The organism is Alkalibaculum sporogenes, assembly GCF_009362815.1.
Taxonomy (GTDB): Bacteria; Bacillota; Clostridia; order Eubacteriales; family Alkalibacteraceae; genus Alkalibaculum_A; species Alkalibaculum_A sporogenes.
The window spans coordinates 22259-48318 of the sequence record NZ_WHNX01000023.1; the positions used below are offsets into that span (position 1 = coordinate 22259).

The 26060-nt window shown below is 32.1% G+C and carries 26 protein-coding genes and 2 riboswitches; of the genes, 18 read left to right on the plus strand and 8 right to left on the minus strand.

Going from position 1 to position 26060, the window contains the following annotated elements:
* Positions 1 to 181 precede the first annotated feature (181 nt).
* The 3 genes from GC105_RS12745 (at position 182) to GC105_RS12755 (ending at position 4179) form a co-directional block, all read left to right on the plus strand.
* A complete protein-coding gene (locus GC105_RS12745) occupies positions 182 to 877 on the plus strand; it encodes a response regulator transcription factor (RefSeq protein WP_152805376.1) in 696 nt (231 codons plus the stop codon).
* Entirely contained in the window at positions 852 to 2900 is a 2049-nt protein-coding gene (locus tag GC105_RS12750; protein ID WP_152805378.1) for a sensor histidine kinase, read from the plus strand. Before GC105_RS12745 ends, GC105_RS12750 begins: the two co-directional genes overlap by 26 nt.
* Positions 2901 to 3324: 424 nt before the next feature.
* On the plus strand, positions 3325 to 4179 hold the full coding sequence (locus GC105_RS12755; RefSeq protein WP_246169837.1) for a DUF975 family protein: 855 nt from the start codon (positions 3325 to 3327) through the stop codon (positions 4177 to 4179).
* An 80-nt stretch (positions 4180 to 4259) separates the two neighbouring features.
* Here the strand turns inward: GC105_RS12755 and GC105_RS12760 are convergent, their stop codons facing one another.
* The gene (locus tag GC105_RS12760) at positions 4260 to 4748 is read right to left on the minus strand and encodes a MogA/MoaB family molybdenum cofactor biosynthesis protein (protein WP_152805383.1); all 489 of its coding nucleotides are present in this window, start codon (positions 4746 to 4748) and stop codon (positions 4260 to 4262) included.
* Between the two features lie 254 nt (positions 4749 to 5002).
* Positions 5003 to 5122, plus strand: a riboswitch (molybdenum cofactor riboswitch).
* Here GC105_RS12760 and GC105_RS12765 point away from each other — a divergent pair.
* The 11 genes from GC105_RS12765 (at position 5118) to GC105_RS12815 (ending at position 17199) form a co-directional block, all read left to right on the plus strand.
* Entirely contained in the window at positions 5118 to 6014 is an 897-nt protein-coding gene (locus GC105_RS12765; RefSeq protein ID WP_152805385.1) for an ABC transporter substrate-binding protein, read from the plus strand. (Overlaps the previous riboswitch by 5 nt.)
* Before the next feature lie 260 nt (positions 6015 to 6274).
* A complete protein-coding gene (locus tag GC105_RS12770) occupies positions 6275 to 6964 on the plus strand; it encodes an ABC transporter permease (protein ID WP_246169838.1) in 690 nt (229 codons plus the stop codon).
* Positions 6961 to 7650, plus strand: a complete 690-nt coding sequence (locus GC105_RS12775) for an ATP-binding cassette domain-containing protein (protein ID WP_152805388.1) — start codon at positions 6961 to 6963, stop codon at positions 7648 to 7650. The genes GC105_RS12770 and GC105_RS12775 overlap by 4 nt, the downstream gene beginning before the upstream one ends.
* 2 nt (positions 7651 to 7652) lie before the next feature.
* Complete coding sequence (locus GC105_RS12780) at positions 7653 to 8879, plus strand: molybdopterin molybdotransferase MoeA (RefSeq protein WP_152805392.1); 1227 nt, start codon at positions 7653 to 7655, stop codon at positions 8877 to 8879.
* On the plus strand, positions 8870 to 10801 hold the full coding sequence (locus tag GC105_RS12785) for a molybdopterin biosynthesis protein (protein ID WP_152805395.1): 1932 nt from the start codon (positions 8870 to 8872) through the stop codon (positions 10799 to 10801). Before GC105_RS12780 ends, GC105_RS12785 begins: the two co-directional genes overlap by 10 nt.
* Position 10802: 1 nt before the next feature.
* Positions 10803 to 11765, plus strand: a complete 963-nt coding sequence (gene moaA / locus GC105_RS12790; protein ID WP_152805398.1) for a GTP 3',8-cyclase MoaA — start codon at positions 10803 to 10805, stop codon at positions 11763 to 11765.
* Between the two features lie 3 nt (positions 11766 to 11768).
* A complete protein-coding gene (gene moaC / locus GC105_RS12795) occupies positions 11769 to 12242 on the plus strand; it encodes a cyclic pyranopterin monophosphate synthase MoaC (RefSeq protein ID WP_152805401.1) in 474 nt (157 codons plus the stop codon).
* A 45-nt stretch (positions 12243 to 12287) separates the two neighbouring features.
* A complete protein-coding gene (locus tag GC105_RS12800) occupies positions 12288 to 12725 on the plus strand; it encodes an MOSC domain-containing protein (protein ID WP_152805404.1) in 438 nt (145 codons plus the stop codon).
* Between the two features lie 144 nt (positions 12726 to 12869).
* A complete protein-coding gene (locus GC105_RS12805) occupies positions 12870 to 14792 on the plus strand; it encodes a sigma-54-dependent Fis family transcriptional regulator (RefSeq protein ID WP_343030030.1) in 1923 nt (640 codons plus the stop codon).
* Between the two features lie 158 nt (positions 14793 to 14950).
* Positions 14951 to 16771, plus strand: coding sequence for an aldehyde ferredoxin oxidoreductase family protein (locus tag GC105_RS12810; protein ID WP_152805407.1), 1821 nt, complete (start codon positions 14951 to 14953; stop codon positions 16769 to 16771).
* A 203-nt stretch (positions 16772 to 16974) separates the two neighbouring features.
* Positions 16975 to 17199, plus strand: coding sequence for a MoaD/ThiS family protein (locus GC105_RS12815; protein ID WP_152805410.1), 225 nt, complete (start codon positions 16975 to 16977; stop codon positions 17197 to 17199).
* 24 nt (positions 17200 to 17223) lie between these two features.
* Here the strand turns inward: GC105_RS12815 and GC105_RS12820 are convergent, their stop codons facing one another.
* Positions 17224 to 17646, minus strand: coding sequence for a putative ABC transporter permease (locus tag GC105_RS12820; RefSeq protein WP_152805413.1), 423 nt, complete (start codon positions 17644 to 17646; stop codon positions 17224 to 17226).
* 122 nt (positions 17647 to 17768) lie between these two features.
* On the opposite strand from GC105_RS12820, the gene GC105_RS12825 reads away from it, so the two are divergent.
* From GC105_RS12825 to rpoN, 3 genes are all read left to right on the plus strand, one after another.
* On the plus strand, positions 17769 to 18356 hold the full coding sequence (locus GC105_RS12825) for a DUF3793 family protein (protein ID WP_193708415.1): 588 nt from the start codon (positions 17769 to 17771) through the stop codon (positions 18354 to 18356).
* A 104-nt stretch (positions 18357 to 18460) separates the two neighbouring features.
* Positions 18461 to 19612, plus strand: a complete 1152-nt coding sequence (locus GC105_RS12830) for an O-antigen ligase family protein (protein ID WP_152805419.1) — start codon at positions 18461 to 18463, stop codon at positions 19610 to 19612.
* A gap of 108 nt (positions 19613 to 19720) precedes the next feature.
* Positions 19721 to 21094 carry an RNA polymerase factor sigma-54 gene (gene rpoN / locus GC105_RS12835; RefSeq protein WP_152805421.1) on the plus strand — a complete coding sequence of 458 codons (1374 nt, stop codon included), beginning with the start codon at positions 19721 to 19723 and terminating at the stop codon, positions 21092 to 21094.
* 13 nt (positions 21095 to 21107) lie between these two features.
* On the opposite strand, the gene thiE is transcribed toward rpoN, so the two are convergent.
* The 4 genes from thiE to thiW are packed head-to-tail and all read right to left on the minus strand — an operon-like array spanning position 21108 to position 23938.
* A complete protein-coding gene (gene thiE, locus GC105_RS12840; RefSeq protein ID WP_152805424.1) occupies positions 21108 to 21725 on the minus strand; it encodes a thiamine phosphate synthase in 618 nt (205 codons plus the stop codon).
* Complete coding sequence (gene thiM / locus GC105_RS12845; protein ID WP_425481533.1) at positions 21715 to 22596, minus strand: hydroxyethylthiazole kinase; 882 nt, start codon at positions 22594 to 22596, stop codon at positions 21715 to 21717. Before thiM ends, thiE begins: the two co-directional genes overlap by 11 nt.
* Positions 22586 to 23401 (minus strand): bifunctional hydroxymethylpyrimidine kinase/phosphomethylpyrimidine kinase, encoded by an 816-nt coding sequence (thiD, locus tag GC105_RS12850; RefSeq protein ID WP_152805448.1) that lies wholly within the window; start codon positions 23399 to 23401, stop codon positions 22586 to 22588. The genes thiM and thiD overlap by 11 nt, the downstream gene beginning before the upstream one ends.
* A gap of 42 nt (positions 23402 to 23443) precedes the next feature.
* Entirely contained in the window at positions 23444 to 23938 is a 495-nt protein-coding gene (thiW, locus tag GC105_RS12855) for an energy coupling factor transporter S component ThiW (RefSeq protein ID WP_152805430.1), read from the minus strand.
* Between the two features lie 239 nt (positions 23939 to 24177).
* Positions 24178 to 24285, minus strand: a riboswitch (TPP riboswitch).
* A gap of 380 nt (positions 24286 to 24665) precedes the next feature.
* On the opposite strand from thiW, the gene GC105_RS12860 reads away from it, so the two are divergent.
* Entirely contained in the window at positions 24666 to 24902 is a 237-nt protein-coding gene (locus GC105_RS12860) for an alpha/beta-type small acid-soluble spore protein (protein WP_152805433.1), read from the plus strand.
* A 270-nt stretch (positions 24903 to 25172) separates the two neighbouring features.
* Here GC105_RS12860 and GC105_RS12865 read toward each other — a convergent pair whose 3' ends face one another.
* Both GC105_RS12865 and GC105_RS12870 read right to left on the minus strand, forming a co-directional pair.
* A complete protein-coding gene (locus GC105_RS12865) occupies positions 25173 to 25655 on the minus strand; it encodes a ferredoxin-thioredoxin reductase catalytic domain-containing protein (protein ID WP_207706981.1) in 483 nt (160 codons plus the stop codon).
* Positions 25652 to 25930, minus strand: a complete 279-nt coding sequence (locus GC105_RS12870; protein WP_152805436.1) for a glutaredoxin family protein — start codon at positions 25928 to 25930, stop codon at positions 25652 to 25654. Before GC105_RS12870 ends, GC105_RS12865 begins: the two co-directional genes overlap by 4 nt.
* Positions 25931 to 26060 lie beyond the last annotated feature (130 nt).

Below are 26060 nucleotides of genomic sequence, written 5' to 3' on the forward strand. Positions count from 1 at the left end.
TTAAGAATAAAGTTAGTCATTTGTAATACTTATTTGGTACAATTATTTCATAATAAAAGAAGTATATAGTAAAAATGAAGATCTTTAAGGATCTCAACGAAGTACTTATAATCATTTAAAAGTATCATGATACTTTTAAATAAAATCTGTATCATAACGATGCGCGAGGATGTGTGATAGAATGGAAAATTTAAGTGTATTAATATGTGACGACGATACTGCCATATTAGATGCTATTGAAATATTTTTAGTGGAAGAAAAGTATAAAGTATACAAAGCTACAAATGGTGTAGAGGCATTAAAAATATTAGAAGAAGAGGAAATTCAGTTAATTATACTAGATATAATGATGCCATTATTAGATGGACTTTCTGCAATGATAAAGATAAGAAGGAAGGAGAATCTTCCGATTATTTTACTATCAGCAAAATCTGAAGATACAGATAAGATTATTGGGTTAAATATGGGAGCAGATGACTATGTAACAAAGCCGTTTAATTCTTTAGAGTTAATAGCCAGAGTTAAATCTCAAATGAGACGCTATACGAACTTTGGCAGCATTGCTCCAAAACCTAGTGTTCTTAGAACAGGAGGTCTTGTCTTAGATACAGATGCTAAGGAAATAACTGTAGATGGAGATATAGTGAAGCTCACTGCAACTGAATACGGCATTTTAGAATATTTGATGAAAAATATGGGCAGAGTTTTTTCAATAAACCAGATATACGAGCAAGTATGGAATGAATCCTCATACGCTGTTGAAAACACTGTATCTGTTCACATTAGAAGGATACGTGAAAAAATTGAAATAAATCCAAAGGAACCAGAATATTTAAAGGTGGTGTGGGGTATTGGATACAAAATGGAAAGGATTTAATTTTTATAATGGGTTAAAAGTTATTATTATTCTACTTATGATGGCAAGTGTATTAGTAATTATTCCAAGTGCAGACTATATACAATATTATTCTGATCAAACTACGGATAATTACAACAAAACCTTTCAATTTGAGAATAGGTTTAATGATTTGTTACATAATGTAGTTGAATATAATGTGATTTTAAAAAATGAAGAACATATAAGAACTTCATCGACAAATAGTTATATAGATGATGAAATTTATCAAAGACCTAGTGATTTAGAATATATAAATGAAGAAATTAACAATGATATAGAGTATAAATTAAACCGTCTACACACTATCGAAGATCATTTAGAGAATAATGTAAATTTTATTTATTATATAGAGGATACAAAAACCAATGAGTCGTTTACTAATATAGAAAATGAGGATCCAGTAGATTTTATTAAAAAACAAGATTCATATGTTTTCTTCAATCAATATAAATCAGATAATAATTCCAACTTTAATTACAACGATGATATTATGAGAATGTTAAAGGGGACTGATTATGAAGTTCATGGAGCAGTGTATAAGTCTTTGCGTTTAGGTGATGATTTCTTTATAGAAAATGCCCAATTTAATCAGTATATGAAAGACTATCCAAATATTAGAATGATATTAATTGCAGCGAGTATTCTTTTTTTATTAACTTTTGCCTTAATAATAAAATTGATAGGAAGAGATCAAAAAGGTAATCTTATTGATTCGAGTCTAGATAGAATTTACAATGAGATACAAATTATTTTTGCGTTAGTTGCAATAGTGTTTACAGAGGTATTTGTAAATATGTTTTATATACAAGATAATGTAAGTATTTTTAGTAGGGGAAGTATTTCTACTTATATTGAAGTAGGGATATATATTAATATATTATTATTATTGTTATTATCATTTATTAGGCAATATAAAAATAAAAAATTAACAAAAAACACTATAACATACGAATTAGTTAAATTATGTTTTAAAACAAAATATTTTAGACCCGGCATAATAATTATATTTACTGCTTATGTTTTTATTAATGCTGTACTTGGGGTAATACTCTTAGCTACATTAAGTCAAGGTACTATTATATTTCTATTTGCTTTCTCGGTTTTTACTGGTTTTAATGTAATAGCGTTCATATTTCTACTTAGAAGCCTTCAATCATTGAATAAAATAATGGAAGTTACAAAACAAGTATCCTACGGAAATTTTGAAAATATTGTAAACCAAGACCAAATTAGCCTTTCTTTCAGAGATTTTTATAATGATATTATTAGCATAAAAGACGGCATGAAAAATGCTGTGCAAGAAGCCATTAAGGGAGAACGATTAAAGACAGAGTTGATTACTAACGTGTCACATGATCTGAAGACACCCCTAACATCTATTATTAATTATGTGGATTTGTTAAAAAGAGAAAAATTAGAGGGCGAAAACGCTACAGATTATGTTAAAGTACTAGAAGAGAAGTCGGCCAGATTAAAGCAGTTGATCGATGATTTGTTGGAGGCTAGTAAAGCCTCAAGTGGTAACCTAAATGTAGAATTTCAAGAATTAGATTTAAATGAATTAATTCTACAGGCGGTAGGTGAATGTGAAGATAAATTTGTAGATGCAAACCTAGAAGTTAGAGTAAATACCTTAGAAGAAAGTATACCAATCTTTGGCGATAGTAAACATATGTGGAGAATCGCTGAAAATATTTTAACAAATGCAATAAAATACGCTATGCCGCATACGAGAATTTATATTGATACAAGAGTAGAACAAAGCTACGGTATTATAACGATGAAGAATGTATCTGCCCAACCTCTTGACATTAGTCCAGAACAATTAACCCAGAGATTCGTTCGAGGAGACGAGTCAAGAACGACAGAAGGGTCAGGGCTAGGACTCTCAATTGCAGAAAGCTTAACACATATTCAAAATGGTAAATTTACAATTGATATAGATGGTGATTTATTTAAAGTTACAGTATACATTCCCTTAGCAATTGAAGATATAATGTAAAAAGGACTCCACATGATGTGCACCCCAAAAGTTAGAGCAATAAATCTAATTTCTGGGGTGTTTTTATGTCTAAATTCTATGAAGGATTTAAGGAAAGAGTTGTTAACTCTTATTTATCACTAAGGTTGCGGGCTTCTAGCTCCTTTTAGTCGCTATAAGCCTCGCCAACCCTGACAGGGGCGATACCATTCAATTTTCAGTAGGGGATGAAGAAAACTCCTACTGATTAAAGTTTCACTTTATCTGGTAAAGTTGGATGAAATATGATAGGAGCCAACGACCTAAGCCCTAAATGGTTGGAGGTAAATGTGCAGGGTAAAGAGTAATAGTAATACTATCACAATTCATGATATACTATTCGTATCTGCAGATTGACGCGCAATTGGGAAGGCGTCTTACTTCTCAAGGGAGCAAGTGCCAACGATTGTCACTACGATGCTGCCGAGTTGAGTTCTGCAGCAGGCAAAATATAAGTACTACTATTACAATTTATGATATAAACATAAGTAATGGAAGTGATAAAGGATGGGATTTTATGTGGAATAGGTCAGAACTAAAGACTAAAGCAAAGTCAGTATTGAAAAGTACATATTGGAAGTCTTTATTAGTCAGTGTAATTATCGCTTTTGCAGGAGGAACAGGTAGTAGGTCTTCATCTTCTTATAATGCTGGAAATATGTCTGGTAATGATTTTAATGTCAACGGATACATAGTTAATCAAGATACATTTAATTATATTATGACTATTGCTGGAGGCATATTACTAATTGTAGCTATAGTTGCAATTGCTCTAAGATTATTTATAGGGTATCCTCTTGAGATTGGAGGCAGAAAATTCTTTATACAAGGTGCTAAGGAAGACGCGGATTTAAATTACTTAGGTTATGGGTTTAAAAAAGAAGGATACTTAAACATAGTTAAGACAATGTTTTTAAGAGGATTATATAACTTCTTTTGGTCATTATTATTTATAATACCTGGAATTATTAAATATTATGCTTATAGCATGGTACCTTATATTCTCGCAGAAAACCCACAGATGGAATCAGATAGAGCTATCGAATTAAGTATGGATATGACAAAAGGTCACAAGTTAGATATTTGGGTACTAGAATTATCTTTTATTGGGTGGTATTTTTTAGGCGCTTTATTATTTTTTGTGGGAACAATATTTGTTTGGCCATATGAGAATGCTACCAAAGCAGAACTATATCTAGTCTTAAGACAAAATGCTATAAAAACAGGACTATGCTCCGCTTATGAACTGAGTGATAATTAATCATATAATAAAGGCTCATTTAAGGAGCCTTTATTATATTTTGTAAATATTACAGAGTTCTAAAAGCTATGTGCTAACAATCAACGAGCACACTCGCCTGTTTGTCCTATTAATATTTCAATAGCATGAATTAGCACTGGTAGGATAATATCTAATGACTCGTTCACTGCTTTAGGACTTCCAGGCATATTAATAATTAGAGTCTTGCCCCTGATACCTGCAGTAGCTCTAGAAAGCATAGCGCGATTAGTTATTTCCATGCTTTTAGCTCTTATTGCTTCTGGAATACCAGGGACTTCACGTTCTATTACGTCTTTGGTCGCTTCAGGGGTAATATCTCTTGGCGAAAAACCTGTTCCTCCTGTAGTGAGAATAAGATCTAACTGTGACTTATCCGCCATAGAAATCAAAGTAGACGATATAGAATCCCTTTCGTCTGGAACTATTACGTATTCAGATACTATACCAGATATTTCTTTAACTCTATCTTGAATAACTTTACCACTTTTGTCTTCTCTTTCTCCTTTGTGTCCTTTATCGCTAGCGGTCAAAATTCCAACCTTAATCATGACAAGCACTCTCCTAATATTTATTATATATTGCGAATTAACCCGCACTAATGAAGAAAACCCTAACTAAATAAAGTTTCACTTCATTTTATCATAAATATTAGAAGAATAAAATCATTCAATAAACTGTCTTAATAATGCTTCTAGAGATGAATAATCAATAACGGAATCAAGGATATACATATGAATACTACTATCATAAGATAACTACCAAGAGAATAGCATTGACAAGGAACTAACTGTGAATTAAACTATAAATATAAAAGCTCCGAGTCTTACACCCTAAGGAGAGGTCTATGGTTGTAAGAACGATAGGGTAAAACTGGAAACGGTTTTGCCTTCCAAACTTGAAAAGGAGGAAATAACAATATGTCTATTAATTTTTCAAAAAAATCTTTAATTGTTAAACTATCTATTTTATTTATCATTTCAATTTTTATCATTTCTTTTACCGCGTGTAATAATTCAAATCAAACTGAGGTGGACACATCAGTATCAGACACTGATGAAGTTACTAATAAGAAGTTAACTCTTGCGACTACTACAAGTGTAAACGATTCAGGTCTAATGGATTATCTAACTCCGATTTTTGAAGAGGAAACTGGATATCAATTAGATGTAGTTTCTCAAGGAACAGGTCAAGCTATCCAAACAGGTAAAGACGGCAATGCAGATATTCTTTTAATTCATGCAAAAGCTGCTGAAGAGGAATTTGTAAATGAAGGATATGGGTTAGAAAGAGTCGAAATTATGTATAATTACTTTGTAATTGTAGGACCTAAAGACAATCCAGCGCAAATTTCTGATACTAACTCTGCTGGAGAAGCTTTCAAAAGTATATCTGAAAATGAATCAAAGTTTGTATCTAGAGGCGACGATTCTGGGACACACAAAAAAGAATTAGGATTGTGGGAATCTATTTCCATAGAGCCTAAAGGAGATTGGTATATCGCAGCTGGCAGAGGTATGGGTGACGTACTTTTAATGGCTAGTGAAGAACAAGCATATACGATTACAGATAAGGCTACATATTTATCAATGAAGGACAAATTAGATTTAGAAATCATAGTAGGCGCTTCTGATGATCTGTTAAATCAGTATACAGTTATAGAAGTAAATCCAGATAAACACGAAGGGATCAATAAAGTAGGCGCAGATGCTTATTTAAAGTGGATAAGCTCTGATAAAGTATTAAATTTAATAAATAAATTTGGCGTTGAACAGTATGGTGAAGGTTTATTTACAGCAAATTATAACCCACAGTAATGAAACTTTTTTAGTCAAAAAACAGTATTGTAAGGAGCTTTTATGATAACAAAGATGACTAATAAGTGAAAACTAAAACCACAAGAGACAAGTTTTGCGAGTTTCTGGCGGTTACGCGGTAGTCGCCAAATGTCTGCAAGCAGCCACTTGGCTCATTACTTAGCGATAAAAAAATAGGGACAGTAATACTTCTGTCCCTAATAATTCAAAACACAGAGTAATTTTTGCAAACAATTAGTAACTAAAATGGGGTCGGCAAAATGAATCAGATACTAGATAGCACTATAGAAGCTTTTAAACTAATAACATCCATGGATGCTGAAGTATACAATATCATTTTTTTATCTTTAGTAGTGACTATAGCTAGTACTATAATTGCAGCTTGTGGAGCAATTCCCCTAGGGGTATTAATAGGAAGCAAAGAGTTTAGAGGCAAAAAACATATTGTGCGTTTTATTAATACTTTTATGGGAATTCCTCCAGTAGTAGCAGGTCTTGTAGTATACATGTCTTTATCTCGAAATGGACCATTTGGTGGATTTGGGCTACTTTTTACTCCTGCTGCAATGATTATCGCACAAGTTATTATTGTGTTTCCGATTATAACTGGGCTTGTTATTTCAGCTGTAAAGCCAAAGGTGAAAATAATTTGGGAAACAGGTAAAGGATTAGGGTTAAACGAAAGCGAAATTTTGAGATTATTATTTTTTGAATGTAAGTATCCTATCATATCTGCTATCATGGCAGGTTATGGAAGGGCGATTTCAGAAGTTGGTGCGATTATGCTAGTAGGCGGAAACGTCCAGCATCGCACTAGGGTTATGACCACAGCAATAGTATTAGAAACAGGTAAAGGTAATTTCGACATTGCCTTAGCATTAGGAATTATTCTGCTAAGTATATCTTTTGTTATTAATTATTTGGTACATCGTATACAGGAGGGCAAATGAACTTAAAACTAGAAAATCTTAAAAAGATATACGATCATAAAACTGTAGTAGATATCGATAAGTTCGAATTTAAGAGTGGTAAGGTGTATGCTATCCTAGGCCCAAATGGTGCAGGTAAGACTACTATGCTGCGTATGTTAGCAGGCGTAGAAAAGGGCGACGAAGGATCAATCCTTTACAATGACCATATATCGATTAACTACAAAAAAGTATCTTATATGCCTCAACAAACTTATTTATTTAATACTACTGTAAAAAAAAATGTTGGATTGGGAATTGAAAATTCGAAAGAGTCAAAAGAAAAAATCTATAGTGCTTTAAGATATGTTGGGATGGACAAACTATCAAATAAAAAAGCTATAGAATTATCTGGGGGAGAATCACAAAGAGTTGCTATTGCAAGATTATTAGTCAGACATAGGGAATTAGTGTTAATGGACGAGCCTTCTTCAGCTACTGACTTATCAGCAAATGAACTCTTGGTAGATTACATAAAAAGAGTAAATAAAAATGGACAAACTACTATTATACTTATTACTCATAATCCAATTATAGCGGTAAAAGTAGCAGATGAAAGTATATTTATGATGAACGGAAAGATAATAGAATCTGGAAAATCAAGTGAAATTATCTATTTGCCAAAGACTCAAGAAATGAAAAGCTTTTTAGAGAATTGGAGGATGTAATTATGTTTGACGTAAAGAGTGTAGATGAGGCTTTAACTATTATAGAAAACAACTTTAAGGATTATAAATTAGATTATGAGCTTACTTCTATTGATGAAGCAAATGAACGAATATTATGTCAAGATATTATATCAGAGGAGGATATACCTTCCTTTAATAGATCTACTGTTGATGGATATGCTGTTATTGCATCAGATACATTTGGGGTGTCTGATGCAATACCGGCTCAACTAAATATTATAGGAGAAATAAAGATGGGTGAAAAACCATCCTTTGTGTTAAAGCAAGGTGAGACATGCTATATTCCTACAGGTGGAGAATTACCTAGTAATGCAGACGGCATTGTTATGATTGAGTATACTGAAAATTTTGATGATGGTGATGTTTTTATAAGTAAAGCATGCTCTCCAGGAAACAATGTGGTCTATAAAGGCGACGATGTAGTTATAGGTGCAAAAGTTATAGGTTCAGGTACATTACTTAAACCTCAAGATATAGGTTTATTAGCAGCGCTGGGTTATAGTGAAGTTAAAGTAAAAAAGAAGTTGAGAGTAGGTATAATCTCTACTGGAGATGAGATTATAGGAATTAGTGAGAAACCTATAGGTTCACAAGTAAGGGATGTTAATTCCTATTCCTTATATGCAATTGTACAAACATCCTTCACTACACCAGTATTTTATGGAATTGTTCCAGATGATTATAATACATTGAAAGAAGTAGTCGAAAAGGCTACAGTGGAATGTGATATTGTACTAATTTCCGGAGGAAGCTCTGTAGGGCAAAAAGATGTAACTTCAGATGTTATCGATAGTTTAGGGTATCCAGGTGTTTTAGTCCATGGAATAGCTGTTAAACCGGGAAAACCAACTATTATAGGTAAAATTGGAGAAAAGGCAGTAGTGGGACTTCCTGGTCATCCAGCCTCTGCCTTCGTAGTATGCAATATATTTATAACTCATTTAATAAATACTATGCTAGGAATTAGTAAAAGGTCTATCCCCAAGGTAAATGGTGAGATGGCAAGTAATTACCCTTCTAATACAGGGAGAGAAGAGTATTTGCCTGTTAGGGTGGAAAAAGAGCATGATAGAACAATAATATATCCTGTATATGGAAAGTCTAGTTTAATATCTATTCTTTCTAAATCCAATGGATACATTCATATTAGTAGAGGATCAGAAGGTTTAAATAAAGGACAGCTAAAGGAGGTGGTGTTATGGAAGTAAAAACAAATTACAAGTATTTAGAAAATATCAGTTTAGAGGAAGCACTTGAAAAGTATATTCGAAAGATAAATGAATCAGGATTAATTTTAGGTAAAGAAGAGATACCTGTTGAAGAAAGTTATGGACGGATTACATGTGAAGGCGTATTTGCTAATATTTCGTCACCTCATTATAGTGCAAGTGCTATGGATGGCATTTCACTAATGGCAAACAAAACATTTGGTGCGACACCTACTACACCAGTAATATTAAAAGAGATAGATGATTTTGTTTGGTTAGATACAGGTGATCCTTTGCCAAGTAATTGCGATGCAGTGGTGATGGTAGAAGACGTAATTAAACTTAAAGATGGAAGCATACAACTTATAAGCTCGGCTACACCTTGGCAACATATTAGGCAAATCGGTGAAGATATATGTGCAGGGGAAATGATTTTACCTTCAAATAGTAAAATAGAAGCAGCTTCCATTGGTGCCATGTTGGCGGGAGGAGTATTAAAAGTTAAGGTATGGGAAAAACCAATTATAGGGTTAATTCCTACTGGTGATGAAATAGTAGCGCCAAAAGATAATCCTAAAGAAGGAGAAATAATAGAATTTAATTCATCCATATTCTCAGCAATGATAAGAGGGTGGGGCGGAAAGAGTATTACTTACAAAATTATAGGAGATAAATTAGAACTTATAAAAGAAGGTCTAGCAAAAGCTGCCCAGGAATGTCATATGATAGTACTAAATGCTGGATCATCTGCAGGTAGAGATGACTATTCTGCTAAAGCAATTGGAGATTTAGGTGAAGTAATAGCTCATGGAATTTCCATAAAACCTGGAAAACCTACTATTCTAGGTGTGATAAACAAAAAACCTGTTATCGGAGTACCAGGATATCCAGTATCTGGAATAATAGTAATGGAAAAATTATTCAAAAGAGTACTGCAAACAATGCAAAAAGTAGAGTTTCCTCCAAATCAGGAAAAACAGGCGATTCTTTCTAGGCCAATTATGTCCACCCTTAAATATAAAGAATTTGTGAGGATGAAACTGGGCGTTGTAGATGAGAAACTAGTAGCAACACCGTTAAACCGTGGTGCAGGAGTAGTCACATCTTTTGTCAAAGCAGATGGAATTTTAGAGATACCCTTAAATTTAGAGGGTATAGAAGCTGGTTCGAAAATCACGGTTCAATTATTAAAAGACGAAAGTGTTATAAAGAACACTCTAGTAGCTATAGGAAGTCACGATCCTTTACTAGATACTATTTACGATTTAATGAGAAAGAAAGACTATAAAAAACACTTATCATCTGCTCATGTAGGCAGCATGGGGGGGATAATGGCAATAAAAAGAGGAGAAGCACATTTAGCCGCAGTCCATTTATTAGATGAAAGAAGTGGTGTATATAACTCTAGCTTTATAAAAAAGTATTTCCCAAAGGGTGGAATTACACTAGTAAAGGGAGTTAAAAGATTACAAGGACTTATGACCGTAAAAGGTAATCCTAAAGGAATAAAAAATCTACAGGATATGACAAGAGATGGAGTAGTATATGTCAATAGGCAAAAAGGTTCTGGTACTAGAATACTATTAGACTATCTCTTAGCTTGTGACGGTATAAAAACAGATAGTATTTACGGTTATGAGAGGGAAGAATTTACTCACATGGCAGTTGCAGCACAAATTGCATCAGGCAGTGCAGACACAGGACTTGGTATTTTCTCAGCTGCAAATATATATAATTTAAATTTCATTCCATTATATGAAGAAGAATACGACTTTATAATACCAGAAAGGTTTTTAGAATTAGAAGATGTACAAAATTTTCTTGAAATATTAACGTCCAAAGAATTCGAAAAGATACTCAAAACAATGGGTGGTTACAAATTAGAACAAATTGGCCAAATCCATAGAATGGATGTGAATTAAGATGAAAGATCAATTTCAAAGAGAAATTAAGTATTTAAGGATTTCTATTACTGAAAGGTGTAATTTAAAATGTATTTATTGTTCCCCTGGTGAAGGGGAAGACTGCAAAGAAGAAAAAACTAGATACCTTACACCATCTGAGATTGAGCTAGTTGTCAGATCTATGGCTAAAGTAGGAATATCTAAAGTTAGGATTACAGGTGGAGAGCCTCTCATTAGAAATGACGTATGTGAAATAATCGAGAGAGTTGCTAGTGTTTCTGGTATAGAGGATATTTCCCTAACGACTAATGGAATTAAACTAGACAAGATGGCTGAGGGATTAAAGAAGGCAGGTTTGAATCGCTTAAATATTAGCTTAGATTCATTAAATGAAGAAAGATTTTCTTATATTACAGGTGGTGGGAAATTAAAAAACACTTTAAAGGGAATTGAAAAATCTTTAGAGTTAGGTTTACAACCTGTAAAAATCAACACAGTATTAGTAAAGGGAATCAACGATAGTGAAATAGAGTCGTTTATTGAATTGACAAAAGACAGACCAATTGAAGTCAGATTTATAGAACTTATGCCAATAGGTAAGTTTGGGGAAGAAAATTCAGATAAAATAATTGCAAATGAACAAATTATTAAAGCGCATCCTCAATTTATATATGATGGAAAGAGTAATTGTGGACAGCCTGCTACCTATTACACAATTGAAGGATATAAAGGTAAAATAGGCTTTATTAGTCCCATGAGCCATAAATTTTGCACTACTTGTAATAGGGTAAGGCTAACTTATGATGGGCTAATAAAACCTTGTCTAGGTAATAATGGAGAAATTGATCTACTTGATACAATTCAAAATCACCCAGAAAGATTAGATAGAGAAATAAGACAAATCATATTTAATAAGCCAAAGGGGCACAATTTTGGCAGCGATTTTTCTTCTAAGAGAAATATGAATACTATTGGAGGTTAAAAAATGAGTCTTACACACATTGACGAAAAAGGAAATGCTAGAATGGTAGATGTATCTGGTAAAGAAATCACTGTTAGAGAAGCAGTGGCCGTAGGAAAGATAACCATGAAGAAAGAAACCTTACACATGATTATAGATGGAACGATGCCAAAAGGAGATGTCCTGTCTACAGCGAGAATTGCAGGTATTATGGGCGCAAAAAAAACTTTTGAACTTATACCAATGTGTCATAACCTACCTATAGATTCAGTTAAAATAGAATTAACACATAATGAGAAATTAAAATGCATAGAAATTACTGCTATAGCAAGATGTGTGTGGAAAACAGGTATAGAAGTTGAAGCTTTAATGGCAGTATCCATAACGGCGCTAACTATATATGATATGTGTAAAGCAGTAGATAAAGAGATGGTAATTGGAGATATTGAACTAGTGAAAAAAACAGGTGGAAAATCTGGGATATACGAAAAAGTATAAATTCAAACGTAGGTCAGGATCCCCATTAAAAAGGAGAGAATAAATATGCCAAGAGTTACTGCAATTAATATAAGTGAAAAAAAAGGCGTCATAAAGGTGCCGATTCCAAAAGGTGAATTTGTCGTGAATTTTGGACTGAAAGAGGATGCTCATGGAGGAGATTGGCACCGTCAAGTAAGTCTATTAGCTCAAGAAAGTATTGATAAAATGATAGCCATGGGAGTAAAAGACTTAACACCTGGAAAATTTGCTGAAAATCTCACCACAGAGGGAATAGAACTTCATACATTACCAGTAGGTACTAAATTTGAAATCAATGGGGTACTTATGGAAGTGACTCAAATCGGAAAAGAATGTCATAAAGGATGTGCTATTAAACAACAGGTAGGCAACTGTATAATGCCCACTGAGGGGATATTTGCAAAAGTATTAAAGCCAGGCATCATTAATCCCGGAGATGAAATAAACTTAGAAGCTAAATAGAGCCAGATAACAACTTTATGCTATTGATCTATAGTTTAAATGTCATTCAGAGACCAGCGAAGAATCTAAGACTAAAGAAAAATACCGCCATGTCTTTTAATAACAAATAGATATGAACATATTGTCACCAAGGAGGTGTTTTAAGTGAATTTGCAAGAAGTAACAAAAGGTAAGGAATATATAATAGCATCTCATAAAAGATGCAGTTTATATCGAATAGATGGAGAACAAAAATTTAGTTCAAAAATTATAGATCAAGGAGAGCTTTTTGAAAAGTTCGAGTCTAAAAGAGAATTGATATTAACAGCTACACCATTTATGAATCAGCTGTACAACTTTGTAAAAGGTTCAAATTTCTTTGCAATATTAACTGATGAAGAGGGTTGTGTTTTAAGTGTAATTGGAGATGAAATTATATTATCTGAAGCATTTGACTTTAAAATGGTTCCTGGGGCTTATATGGATGAAAGAAATATTGGTACCAATGCAATGGGTACTTGTCTATTTGAGAAGAAACCTCTACAAATTTCTGGTAATGAACATTACATAAAAGTATATCATAGATGGACTTGCTCAGCTGCTCCAATTAGGAATGCAAAGGGTGATATTATTGGTTCTCTAGATTTGACCGGCTATAGTGATAATGTTCACTCTCATACTCTTGGAATGGTAGTTGCTGCTTCAAATGCTATAGAAAAAACTTTAGAAACAAAGCATTATGTTCAAGAGTTATCTATATCTAAAATCTATAATGAAACTATATTAGATTCTATTACACATGGTATTATAACCACAGACTTAGAGGGAAAAATAATTACAGTAAATCATTTTGCAGCACAGATGTTTGGTTATGAAGATAAAATAATTAAGAATAAACATATCAGTGATCTAGTGAAACAATGGGATAACATAAAAAAGAGGGTTGTTTCAAAAAACAGTATTATAGATGAAGATGTTATGGTGTATTCTAATAAAAATAAACTACAATTTAATCTAAGTACATATCCTATATTAGACAAAAATAAAAATCTAATTAATATAATATACGTATTTAGAGAGATAGTAAAAGGAAGAAAATTAGCAAATAAGATAATGGGGCACCATGCTATTTATACTTTTGACAAAATTATGGGAGAAGATGACAATTTTGTGAGGGTAATTAATTTTGCTAAGAAAATAGCTCATAGTAAGTCAAATGTTCTTATTACAGGAGATAGTGGTACTGGTAAAGAATTGTTTGCACAAGCAATACATAATTACGGAGGTCGAAGTGAAGAACCATTTGTTGCTGTAAACTGTGGTGCAATACCGAGGAATTTAATAGAATCTGAATTATTCGGTTATGAGGCAGGAGCCTTCACAGGCGCGAAGACTAGTGGCATGCCAGGAAAATTCGAAATTGCAGATGGAGGAACTATCTTCTTAGACGAAATAGGTGAGATGCCTATAGATTTACAAACACGATTATTGAGAACAATTGAAGAAGGCACTATAAGTAGGGTGGGTAGTGTAAAAGATATTGTAGTCTCAGTACGTGTAATTGCCGCAACTAATAAAAATTTAAATAGTGAAGTTGAAAAAGGTAATTTTAGGAAAGATTTGTTTTATAGGCTTAATGTGCTCCCATTAAGGCTACCATCACTTAATGAGAGAAGAGGAGATATCGAGTTATTAATTGAATTTTTTATGATTAGAGTGACGAAAAGGCTAAATATGAAGTCTGTTAATATATCTAAGAAACATATGGACTTATTAAAGAATTATGATTGGCCTGGAAATGTAAGGGAATTAGAGAATTTTGTAGAACTAATGGTGAATAACGAATCTTTTACAGAAAATTATTTTAAAGATAGTATAACCAGCAATACCTCTAGTAAGCCAAAAGATTGTACTGTTTTGGAATGTGAAGACGCAATTTTAAGCTTAGAGGAAGTTGAACGTGAATATATAACTAAAGTTCTAAATAATTATAATGGAAATATTACAATAAGTGCTAAAGTTTTAGGCATTGGTAGAAATACATTGTATAGAAAAATAGAAGCCTATAATATTGCTGTTTCACAATAGAACACTGTATCATTATGGCGCAGATAACGATGCACAAAAAGTATCATAATTGAACAGTAAGTCCTTGTAATTTAAAAACCTCTTGATATAAGAGGTTTTTATTGTTGGCATAAGAATTGCTAACAAGTATAGTAATACAAATAAAAGGGGGATTAACTATGCAAGGTTATAATGGAAAAATACTTAGAATCAATTTAACTACTCAATCAGTTAAAACTGAACCATTAGATTTAGTACAAGCTCAAAAATTTATAGGTGGAAGAGGTCTCGGTTCTAAAATATTAATGGATGAAATTGACGCGAATATAGATCCACTAAGTCCTGAGAATAAGCTTATTTTTGTTACAGGACCTTTAACAGGTACAGCTACACCTACAGGTGGAAGGTACATGGTAGTTACAAAATCACCTTTAACTGGTACCGTAGCTAGTTCGAATTCAGGTGGATATTGGGGAGCGGAGCTGAAATTTGCAGGATATGATGCGATTATCTTAGAGGGTAAAGCTGATAAACCGGTATACATAAATATTGAAGATGAAAAGGTTGAAATAAAAGATGCATCTAGTCTTTGGGGAAAAGTAGTTTCAGAGACAACTACAGAACTTGAAAGAATACATGGTTCAAAGGTAAGAGTATCAACTATAGGGCCTGGTGGAGAAAAACTATCTAAAATGGCTTCTATTATGAACGAAAAAAGCAGAGCAGCAGGGCGTTCTGGTGTTGGAGCTGTAATGGGGTCAAAAAACCTTAAAGCTATTGTTGTAAGAGGAAGTCATAAAGTAGAAATAGCAAATCCAGAAAAATTAAAAGAGGTATTTTCACGTTGTTTGAGTCAAATAAAAGAGAATGGTGTAACTGGTCAAGGGTTGCCAGCTTATGGAACAGCAGTACTAGTAAATATACTCAATGAAAACGGTGCATTACCTACAAATAACTTTCAAACAAGTTTATTTGAAAAAGCTGATGATATTAGCGGTGAGACTATGGCAGAAAAATTCCTAACAAAAAAAGAAGCATGTTTTCGATGTCCAATAGCATGTGGAAGAGTATGTGATATGGACGGTGTTGAAGTTGCAGGTCCTGAGTATGAAACATTATGGAGTTTTGGATCAGATTGTGGCGTTTCTGATTTAGGTGAGATTATAAAGGCCAACAACTGGTGTAATGAACTTGGAATAGATACTATATCAGTAGGAGCAACTATTGCAGCAGCAATGGAACTATACCAAAGAGGTTATATTAAAAAAGAGGATTTAGGTGATGGTCCAGAGTTGATATGGGGCAATGCTGAAGCTGTAGTTGAATGGACAAAGAGAATTGGACTTGCACAGGGACTAGGAGCTAAGATGGCAGAGGGGTCATATCGACTTTGCGAGATGTTCGGTGCACCAGAACTTTCAATGACTGTTAAAAAGCAAGAATTACCTGCTTATGATCCAAGAGGGATACAAGGTCAAGGTATTAGTTACGCAACATCAAACAGAGGTGGGTGTCATGTGAGAGGTTACATGATTTCTCCAGAAATATTAGGATTACCAGAGAAACTCGATAGATTTTCACTTGAAGGCAAATCAGAGTGGGCAAAATTATTTCAAGATTTTACTGCAGGTATAGATTCTGTAGGATTGTGTTTATTTACTTCTTTTGCAATGGGAGCAGATGATTATGCAGATTTATATAATGCTGTATGTGGCACTGAAATAACTGGAAATGATTTTGTTCAAGCAGGAGAAAGAATTTGGAATATTGAAAAAATATTTAACCTAAACGCGGGGATAGATTCTTCTCAAGACACTCTTCCTAAGAGATTGTTAAAAGACGAAATTCCTGAAGGACCATCAAAAGGATGGGTTACTAGATTAGATATATTACTACCAGAGTATTATATAGCTAGAGGTTGGGATCAACTAGGGATACCTACAAGTACAAAATTAGAAGAATTAGGTATAGATTCGAAGCTAGATTCTACTAAAGTATAGTATTTATCTCTAGATAAGAGAAACATAGTTAGAACTATCAAAGTTGATATTTAATATAGCAAAATAAGGGTTTGATTACCCTTATTTTGCTATAATTATAATAAAGATATTGAGTCAAAGGAATGCTGTAGACATTTTGAGTCTGCGTAAATATTGGACTCTGAGAAGTGTGCTTCTACGGTTTAATTGAGAGGTGATATAAGATGAACATTACAGTAAAATTTTTTGCAACATTTAGAAGAGGCAGAGAAAAAATAGTGAATATTGAAGTTGAACGAGGTAGTACAGTTAAGGAAGTCTTAGATATAGTTAAAATAGAGGTTGACGAAATTGCAATATTATTAGTAAATGGTAGAGACGGCACTATAGCACAACTGTTAAACGATGGAGATACATTGTCACTATTTCCACCTGTAGGAGGAGGATGATTTTTACTTCAATAAATTGTTATATTAATTGCGACTATCAAAAATAACTAAATCTAGAAAGTCATGTGCTTTTTCAAATAGCAATCCTGTGAAAAACCATACTGGTATAAAATACAAGGTAATGAGACCGTAGACGGAGCCTTGGCCTGTATAATTCCATGGACATGCACCTAAGATTAAGTTGAGAATAAATCCAGTAATAAATTCAATAGCAAAAATTATTACCATGTAAATTGAGCCTCTAACTATAATATTATGTTCTCGTATTTCATTATGAACAGGTTCTAAGAAAACTGCTAACCCGTATATAAAGAACATCCAAATACTTGAGTAACCAGCCATTGTAATGTCTGAAGCTAATAGTGAACAAAAACCAGTCCAAAAAATTTCCAGACATATTCCTAATAAACCATAAATAGCATACTTGTGTAAAACTGTGTTTTTCATAGGATTATTATTCTGTAGATACTTATTAGATATGTACTTTATTTTTTACCAATAATAATTCCAAATTTAAGCAGTCAATAAAAACTTTCCGTAGGTAATAATAAAGTATGGAGGTTTTTATTATGAATAAAGATGTAAAAATAGAGTATTTAAGTAAGCTTAGTAAGTTGAATGGATTAAATTATCTTATAGCAATGATTTTATTTGGCGCTGCTCCAACAATTAAATATATTAAACCATCTAATCTTATTACCATAAGTACAAAATTTAATATGTTAGAATTATGGTTGCAAAAGAAAGAGTTAATATGTGATTATCTAAATTTGAGGTATCTTTCGCTAAGAGAGGATACTCATAGTCATACCATATTGTTCTTTAATCCTAAAGTACTGAGTAATCATTTGCTTCAAGACGAAAACAATTTCTATCTAAGTCAGTATGGATACAATATAGAGTTTAAATATCAGTTAGAAAAATTAAAGGCTAACTTTAATAAGAAATTTCCTCATGAAATAGGCGTATTTTTAGGTATACCGCCAATGGATGTGGAAGGATTCACTAGAAATAATGGTAAAAATTATTTGTTAAATAGTTATTGGAAAGTATATTGTAATTTGAAAGAAGCCTTAAAATTATTTGATAAATTTGACCAAGCGAGAATTGAATCTATACACTATATTGATAAGAGTAAAGATCATTTTATAAAGTAAATTGTAACTATAAATTTACAAGATGTCTATAACTAATGGGAGCTACTGTGTTATTATAGTGATAAATTGCAATTTATTAATTGGGAAAATTAGGTGATTAACTTATGTTAGATATTGGTATACTAGCTACTATTGGAACGCCTTACTTGGCTGTCATTCCTTCTATAGTGACTTCATACATTATATACAAGAGAAAAATTCCGATTATTTTGAATCCATTTAACCTTGGAATGATATTGTTGTTTTTTTGGTCATTCTATTCTGGATTGATAAATAAATCAACATATTCTACCTTGGGATCTTTTGGAATATTAATGTTTTTAAGCTTGAATATATATTTACAACATATACTATCAAGTGAAAGTAAAGTAGAAGTTTTTTTATTGAAAGTATGGAAGTATTCTCTTATAGCAGGTGTCTTAGGAATAGTTGAGAAAATAGCTTCTCTATTTTATGATATGACATGGATATCTGATTTGTTTTATAAAGGACCTTATATTCCATCAATAGAAAATTATAGGATTTATAGCACTTTTGGTAATCCTAATGTCGCTGGCGCATGGTTTGCGGCCATGGTTTTATTAAGCTTCTACTTGTTTGAACAGTCTACAGACAAAAATAGGATTACACGTTTAATAAGTATAGTAGTATTTATACTTGCTCTAATTTCAACTGGGTCAAGAGGGGCGACCTTAGGCTTAGAGTTTGCAATATTAGTGTATGCTATTTTTATGAAAAATAAAAAAAGTAGAGTATTACTTATATGTACTTTTGGAATTGTACTAATGCTAGCATTACTATCACCAGAGATTAATCACTCTCTAAATAGTAGGGATGATATTTGGTTACAATCTATAAATCTGTTTTTACAAAAACCATTAACAGGTTTTGGTATGTTTGGTATACTCGATAATATACAAAAAACTCACTCACATAATATATGGATAAGTATGCTTGCCATGTTTGGTATTGTAGGTTTTGGTTTATATCTATGGATTAAATTATATATATTTAAATCATTTATAATGCTATACCGACAAGGAATAAAATCACTTCCACTTTTAGCTTCTATTCAAGCATTAGTAATTGGTCACGGAGTAGTAGACTTTGTTATGATGACACCTCAAGGTGGTTTAATATTCTTTGCCACATCATCTATTATAATAGGATTATCAAAAAAATATGCAGTATACCCCGAATTAGTATTTGAAGATATGGGTTACTATAGAAGATTAAATTATAAAAAAAATCAATAAATATATTATAACGAATAATTATAGAATTGCTATTAGTTAACACTGTTTTATTACCTTATCATGTTATATAATAAAGATATTATAATAATTTGTAGATGAGGTAATGTTATGGATTTAAATATGTCCCAAGGATTAGTTCAGCAGCAAAAGTTAATTTTGACTGCTCAAATGCAGAATTCATTAAACATTTTACAAATGTCAATAATAGACTTACAGAAGGATATTGCAAAGCAATTAGAGGAAAACCCTTTACTTGAATACAATACGGATGTACAGGATACACCTGATGTTAGTAGTTGGACAAAGGAAATAATAGATGCAAGAAAAGCCATTGATCAAGAAAAATTCCAGTTACAAAATAGCAGTTATACATCTGATAATACAATGGATCCATTGAATCTTATTATTCAAAAACAAACACTTAAAGAGTATCTTAAGGATCAATTAGTTGATTTAGTAGAGACTCCAGAAATATTAAATATTTGCAATTATATAATTGAAAATATCGATAGTCGAGGTTATTTAAGCTGTACCATTGAAGATATTATAAAGGATTTAAATATTTCATCATCTAAAATTATATATGCATTACAATTAGTTCAACAATTTGAGCCTAATGGAGTTGCGGCAAGAGACTTAAAAGAATGTTTAAAACTACAATTAATAAAGAATGGTATAGATGATGAAAATTTATATTATATTGTCGATAGTAAACTAGAAGCAATAGCAAATAATCAAATAAAACAAATAGCAAATTTGTTAAATATAAGTTCAGGACAAGCACAAGATTACTTTGACTATATTAAGACATTAGAGCCAAAACCTTCTAGAGGGTTTTATACTGGAGATGTAGAGAATTATATTATACCGGAAGCCTACATAAGAAAAGTGCAAAATGAATTGTTAATTATAAAAAATGATAAAGTATTACCCAGGTTAACAATAAATAGACTATATAAAGATATCCTAAAGGATGAAACGGATACAGAAGTAATAGATTTTATAAAATCTAAATTGTATAGTGCTGAAAATTTTATTAAAGGTATTGAACAAAGGGATAGTACTATAACCAAAATCTTAAAAATTATTGTAGAAAAGCAAGAAGATTATTTTTATTACGGTCCACGATATTTAAAACCTATGGTTATAAGCAGTATAGCAGATTGCCTTAATTTAAATGAGTCCACAATAAGTAGGGCAATTAAAGATAAATATATATCTACACCCCATGCTACCGTAAAGATAAAAGATTTATTCACTGGAGGATTTAAATTATCTTGTGATGATTCTATAACGTCCAGCTCAGTGAAAAATCAAATAAAAAATATAATTGATAATGAAGATAAATCTCAACCAATATCAGACGAAATGATATCTCAAACATTGAAGGAAAAAGGTATAAAGATAGCTAGACGAACTGTAGCAAAATATCGAGAAGAATTAGATATTTTATCTTCTAGTAAAAGGAAAGTTTTTAAATAGGGAACCCTGATAGTTATAGAGTGGGAAAAGAATTTGAAAGTATTCTAGCAGCACTTACAATATCTTTTTTACTCAGTATCCCAGAGGCTACTGCTATACCTGATATTCCAGTCATTTGTAATTGATCAACATTTTCGTTGTGTATCCCTCCTATAGCAACTACAGGGATTTCTATACTTTGGCAGATTAGTTCTAAATTTGATATAGTAACCTGATCAGTATTGCTTTTAGTGAAGGTAGGAAATACAGCACCTACACCTAAATAATCGGCGCCTTGTTGTTCAAAACTTCTTGCTTCCTCAACACTGCATGCAGAAGCACCTATTACCATATCTGGGTCTAAAATTTTTCTCGCTAATGGAATGGGCATGTCATCTAAGCCTAGGTGAACACCTTTAGCGCATACTGCCATGGCAACATCTACTCTGTCGTTAATAATTAGGGGTATATCGTAATAATCTGTAACTTTTTTTACCTTTAGTGCCAGTTGAATATAATCTTTTGTAGAAATTGATTTTTCTCTTAGCTGAATCATAGTGACTCCACCTTTTATCGCTAATTCTATAGTATTTATTAAGTCTTTATCACCAAGAGATTTTTTATCGGTAATTAAATATAAGTTATAGTTCATAAATTTTTACTTCCTTTTTTATTATTTCCTCAGTAAGGTTAAAGATATTATCAAACAACTTTACTTTGAATGATCCGATGCCTTCATTTAATGCTAATGATCTATAGGATACTTGCCCAGCAATACCCATAGATGAAATACCTCCAAGAGTTGATACTAGACTGTCTTTAGATACTGCTGCAAAAGCTCCTATTAATGATGCTGTCATACATCCAGTACCAGTTATGCGTGATAAATTATAATGTCCATTATTACAGGCATAAATCAAGTTGCCATCTGTTATAAGATCGACTTTTCCAGTAGCACATACAATACACTTTAATTTTAAAGCTAAGTTAATAAGAATGTCCTCTGCACCATCATTGTTAGTATCACTATCAATACCTTTTGAAGATGTTTTGATACCAGAAATGCTTTTGATTTCTGACATATTTCCTTTGATTATGGAAAACTGTATACTATTTATCAGTTGTTCTACACAAGAATACCTAAACTTAGTAGCACCAACACCAACAGGGTCTAGTATTACAGGAATATTTAGACTATTCGCTTTTTTACCTGCAATTATCATAGGTTCTATAATACTTTGATTAATAGTACCAATATTTAAGACTAAAGAAGAAGAGAAAGAAACAACTTCTTCAACTTCATTTTTGTCAAATGCCATGATTGGTGAAGCTCCAATTGCCAAAGTGATATTAGCACAGTCGTTCATAGTTACATAATTAGTAATATGATGAACAATAGGCTTGGAAGTTTTGATTTTTGTTAATGATTCAGCTATTTGTGTACTATAGTCCAATTTTTCTCCACCTTTCTTTAAATGATTAGTATCAAAACCATTACATACTACAATTGAATTAATACTCAAATGGATAAGATGTTAAGCCATTCTTATATAGTTGATAAAAATGATGTGTTGGACCTACACCTTTTCCAAGTTCTATGGAATGTTTTATGGCTATAGTAATATACACTTTTGCTTCTTTTACTGCATCTTTCATAGAGCACCCTCTAGCTAAATTTGAAGCAATAGCAGACGATAGTGTACATCCGGTACCATGAGTATTTTTAGTATCAATTCGGTCTTGATGTAGATAAGTAAATATATCACCATCATATAGAATATCAATTGAATCACCTTTAAGATGTCCTCCCTTTATAAGAACATTTTTAGCCCCCATTTTGTGTATGTTTATTGCTGCTGATTCCATATCTTTAACTGTACATATATTAGTTCCAAGGATTATTTCGGCTTCAGGAATATTTGGAGTGACAATTGAAGCTAAAGGTAAAAGATACTTAATTAAATAATTTACAGACTCTTCTTGTAATAGATGATAACCACTTTTTGAAACCATTACAGGATCGAGAACAACTATTTTTGGTTTATAGTAGGACAAAGACTTATATACCGATTCAATAGTCTCGATTTTAGAAACCATACCTATTTTAACGCTATCTACAAAAATATCTTCAAAAATAGCCTCTATTTGTTTTGTAATCATACTTGGATCAATATCTTGTACTCCAAAGACTCCTTGTGTATTTTGCGCAGTAATAGCAGTTATTACACTCATACCAAATACACCGTGAGCACTAAAAGTTTTCAGGTCAGCTTGTATGCCCGCCCCTCCACTACTATCAGAACCTGCAATAGTTAAAGCTGTTTTCATTTTCATATTAAACCACTCCTATAGTTAAGTAGAACACGTTTCTTATTTTTTTATAAAATGCTTTGAGTAGTCTTCTAGTTTCATAGATTTTATTAAAAGATAAGCTATAAAGCATCCTCCAATACTACTAATTAAAAAAGGTATAACAAAAGTAAAGGCAATAACTTCTTGACCTAAAACAAATTTAGATATAGGAAAGGCTAAAAGTCCACCTAATATTCCTGTACCAAATACTTCTCCAGCGATAGCAAAGCTGCTTTTAGTATACTTCCTATAGAGTAATCCAGCTAATAATGCGCCTATCATGCTACCAGGAAATGCTAATAGGGAACCTACTCCCAACAAATTTCGTAAAAGAGAAATAATAATAGCATTTGCTAAGGCATATCCCGGTCCAAGCATTACTGCTGATAGTACATTTATAGTATGTTGAATAGGAAAACATTTAGCTACACCAACTGGAAAAAATATAATATGAGAAGCGAGTGTACCTATGGCAATAAGTAGTGATGATAGTGTTAGTTTTTTTGTATTCATTAAAATTTCTCCTTATGTAAGTATTATAAGACGTACACCCTGGAACCCAAATACGGTGCCAGGTTCGCAGACACTCGCCAAATGAAAACGAAGTTTCCATTTGTTCTTATGCCATAATAAAGCAAATTAGCAAGCTATTTGCTTTATTATGGCATAAGAACTGATAAGCGAAAAAGTCTTTTCGCTTGGCTCGTTATTTACGCAAAAAAACATATATCTTAAGGATATATGTTTAATCAGTGTTTGAAAAAATACTTCCTTACGCTGGAATGATCCAGATCAAGTTTAAGGGTCAAAGACATATATCTCAATCTCAGCTGGTAAAGCCAGCCCCCCTAGTATAAAGGCTATTAAATTATTTTTTGTATAATATATCTTAGTTTAATACTCTATTAACCAAATGTCAACAGGATGTGAAATAATTATGTGTCTGATTTTTTATATGTGAATAATTTAAAGTATAATGTGGATAAGTTGTGGGTAGTTTTGTAGGATATTGTAATATTGAGATGTTGAATCCATAAAACCATGTAGTTACATACTGTGTAAGCATGTGAATATAAAAAAGATATTATTGTGTAACTTGTGGATAAGTAATGAAGTTATACTATGATTATACTTATTTTTAAAATAAATGACAAATTTTTTATAAAATTTAATTTATTTTATTTGGAATAATAAGAAATGAGATAATTATCTTAATGAATTATAAAGAAGGTGAAAATAAATGTCAAAACCCAAAAAACCATTAGTTCCAGAAGCAAGACAAGCACTAACTAAATTTAAATTAGAATGTGCTGCTGAAATAGGACATCTAGAATTTTGCAAAGAAAATAATGATCATTACAAAGGAGATTTATCTGCAAAACAAAATGGACATGAAGGTGGTCCTATTGGTGGTCAAATGGTAAAAAGAATGATAGAAATGGAAAGACAAAGGTTTGAAAATAATAGTATGTCCTAGTAGTGTCGCCTAGGGAATTTCTGTGGGTCCGCACTAATGATCGGAGATTTTAGAGCATAAGGCACAAAGAAATAAGCAAGATGGCTCCTCAGGTGAAAGTAGTAGAAAGTCTATCTAAATATTGTAAAAGAAAGGGCAAGCTTAAGTTTGCCCCTTCACATTATAGTGGTTATTTTTATTACTCTATTATACAATTCTTTCAGTGTCCGTATAATTCCAATTTATGATCAGTGAATTTATAATTCTTTTCTTTCGAAAATTTATTAAGGTCTAATTAAATTCTTCAAATCTTTCCCTTTGAGTCTTACATATGGGACATTTTTCTGGTGGCGTATTTCTAGCACATAAGTATCCACATACTTTACATCTCCATATAGGGTAAGAAGACTTTAAGCCAGATATCTTTATTACTTTATTATCTTTTGATTTTTTTCTTCTATCAGGTATAGGCTTGACTTGGGATTTACTTTGTAAGACCTTTGCGGAAACATATAGCCCACAGTAACATGTTCCATATTCGTCTAAATCCATATCCCTATAGTCACAAGGGCAGATTAGATCCATATCTTTTTCAACACTGCCTTCAGATAGTTTGCAAGGACAAAACTGATATCCATAGCGTTCTCTATTTACTAAGAGTCCACCCGCTAAATCATAAACTAACTCCTCATCAGAGTTTATATTATATCCAGATTTTGTTGCGTCTGATTTAAGTTCTGTAATTAATATTTCTATTGACTTATCTTGTATCACTCAAACTCACCTCTAATAGCATTTGAATCAAACCCTTTGATAATGCGATTATCGTCAATCACTATGGTAGGATAAATAATATCTACATCATATTTTTCTAAATCTCTATCTAATATAATTTGATTTTCTTCACTTTCAAGATCAACATAAATGTAATCGTAAGCAATACCTAATTCATCCAGTAATCTTTTAGTTTTTTTACACCATCCACAAGTACTAAGAGCGTATAATCTCACTTTTCCTCTATTACTTCCTTTTACACTATTAAAGTTCATTATGAACACCTCATTTTAGAATAATAATTTAATTATACATATATTTCAAAAGGATCACAAGAGATTATAGCTTCGAGTGTTTGTTTAATATACTTAAATCATAAATTCTTTTTTATTTTGCAAGTCTACA

Excerpts from the sequence above, each read along its gene's own strand:
- GC105_RS12745 (WP_152805376.1), top strand. The coding sequence starts at position 182 with ATGGAAAATTTAAGTGTATTAATATGTGACGACGATACTGCCATATTA.
- GC105_RS12760 (WP_152805383.1), bottom strand. The coding sequence starts at position 4,748 with ATGATTAAGGTTGGAATTTTGACCGCTAGCGATAAAGGACACAAAGGA.
- GC105_RS12765 (WP_152805385.1), top strand. The coding sequence starts at position 5,118 with ATGTCTATTAATTTTTCAAAAAAATCTTTAATTGTTAAACTATCTATT.
- GC105_RS12770 (WP_246169838.1), top strand. The coding sequence starts at position 6,275 with ATGAATCAGATACTAGATAGCACTATAGAAGCTTTTAAACTAATAACA.
- GC105_RS12775 (WP_152805388.1), top strand. The coding sequence starts at position 6,961 with ATGAACTTAAAACTAGAAAATCTTAAAAAGATATACGATCATAAAACT.
- GC105_RS12780 (WP_152805392.1), top strand. The coding sequence starts at position 7,653 with ATGTTTGACGTAAAGAGTGTAGATGAGGCTTTAACTATTATAGAAAAC.
- GC105_RS12785 (WP_152805395.1), top strand. The coding sequence starts at position 8,870 with ATGGAAGTAAAAACAAATTACAAGTATTTAGAAAATATCAGTTTAGAG.
- moaA (WP_152805398.1), top strand. The coding sequence starts at position 10,803 with ATGAAAGATCAATTTCAAAGAGAAATTAAGTATTTAAGGATTTCTATT.
- moaC (WP_152805401.1), top strand. The coding sequence starts at position 11,769 with ATGAGTCTTACACACATTGACGAAAAAGGAAATGCTAGAATGGTAGAT.
- GC105_RS12800 (WP_152805404.1), top strand. The coding sequence starts at position 12,288 with ATGCCAAGAGTTACTGCAATTAATATAAGTGAAAAAAAAGGCGTCATA.
- GC105_RS12810 (WP_152805407.1), top strand. The coding sequence starts at position 14,951 with ATGCAAGGTTATAATGGAAAAATACTTAGAATCAATTTAACTACTCAA.
- GC105_RS12815 (WP_152805410.1), top strand. The coding sequence starts at position 16,975 with ATGAACATTACAGTAAAATTTTTTGCAACATTTAGAAGAGGCAGAGAA.
- GC105_RS12820 (WP_152805413.1), bottom strand. The coding sequence starts at position 17,646 with ATGAAAAACACAGTTTTACACAAGTATGCTATTTATGGTTTATTAGGA.
- GC105_RS12825 (WP_193708415.1), top strand. The coding sequence starts at position 17,769 with ATGAATAAAGATGTAAAAATAGAGTATTTAAGTAAGCTTAGTAAGTTG.
- GC105_RS12830 (WP_152805419.1), top strand. The coding sequence starts at position 18,461 with ATGTTAGATATTGGTATACTAGCTACTATTGGAACGCCTTACTTGGCT.
- rpoN (WP_152805421.1), top strand. The coding sequence starts at position 19,721 with ATGGATTTAAATATGTCCCAAGGATTAGTTCAGCAGCAAAAGTTAATT.
- thiE (WP_152805424.1), bottom strand. The coding sequence starts at position 21,725 with ATGAACTATAACTTATATTTAATTACCGATAAAAAATCTCTTGGTGAT.
- thiD (WP_152805448.1), bottom strand. The coding sequence starts at position 23,401 with ATGAAAACAGCTTTAACTATTGCAGGTTCTGATAGTAGTGGAGGGGCG.
- thiW (WP_152805430.1), bottom strand. The coding sequence starts at position 23,938 with ATGAATACAAAAAAACTAACACTATCATCACTACTTATTGCCATAGGT.
- GC105_RS12860 (WP_152805433.1), top strand. The coding sequence starts at position 24,666 with ATGTCAAAACCCAAAAAACCATTAGTTCCAGAAGCAAGACAAGCACTA.
- GC105_RS12870 (WP_152805436.1), bottom strand. The coding sequence starts at position 25,930 with ATGAACTTTAATAGTGTAAAAGGAAGTAATAGAGGAAAAGTGAGATTA.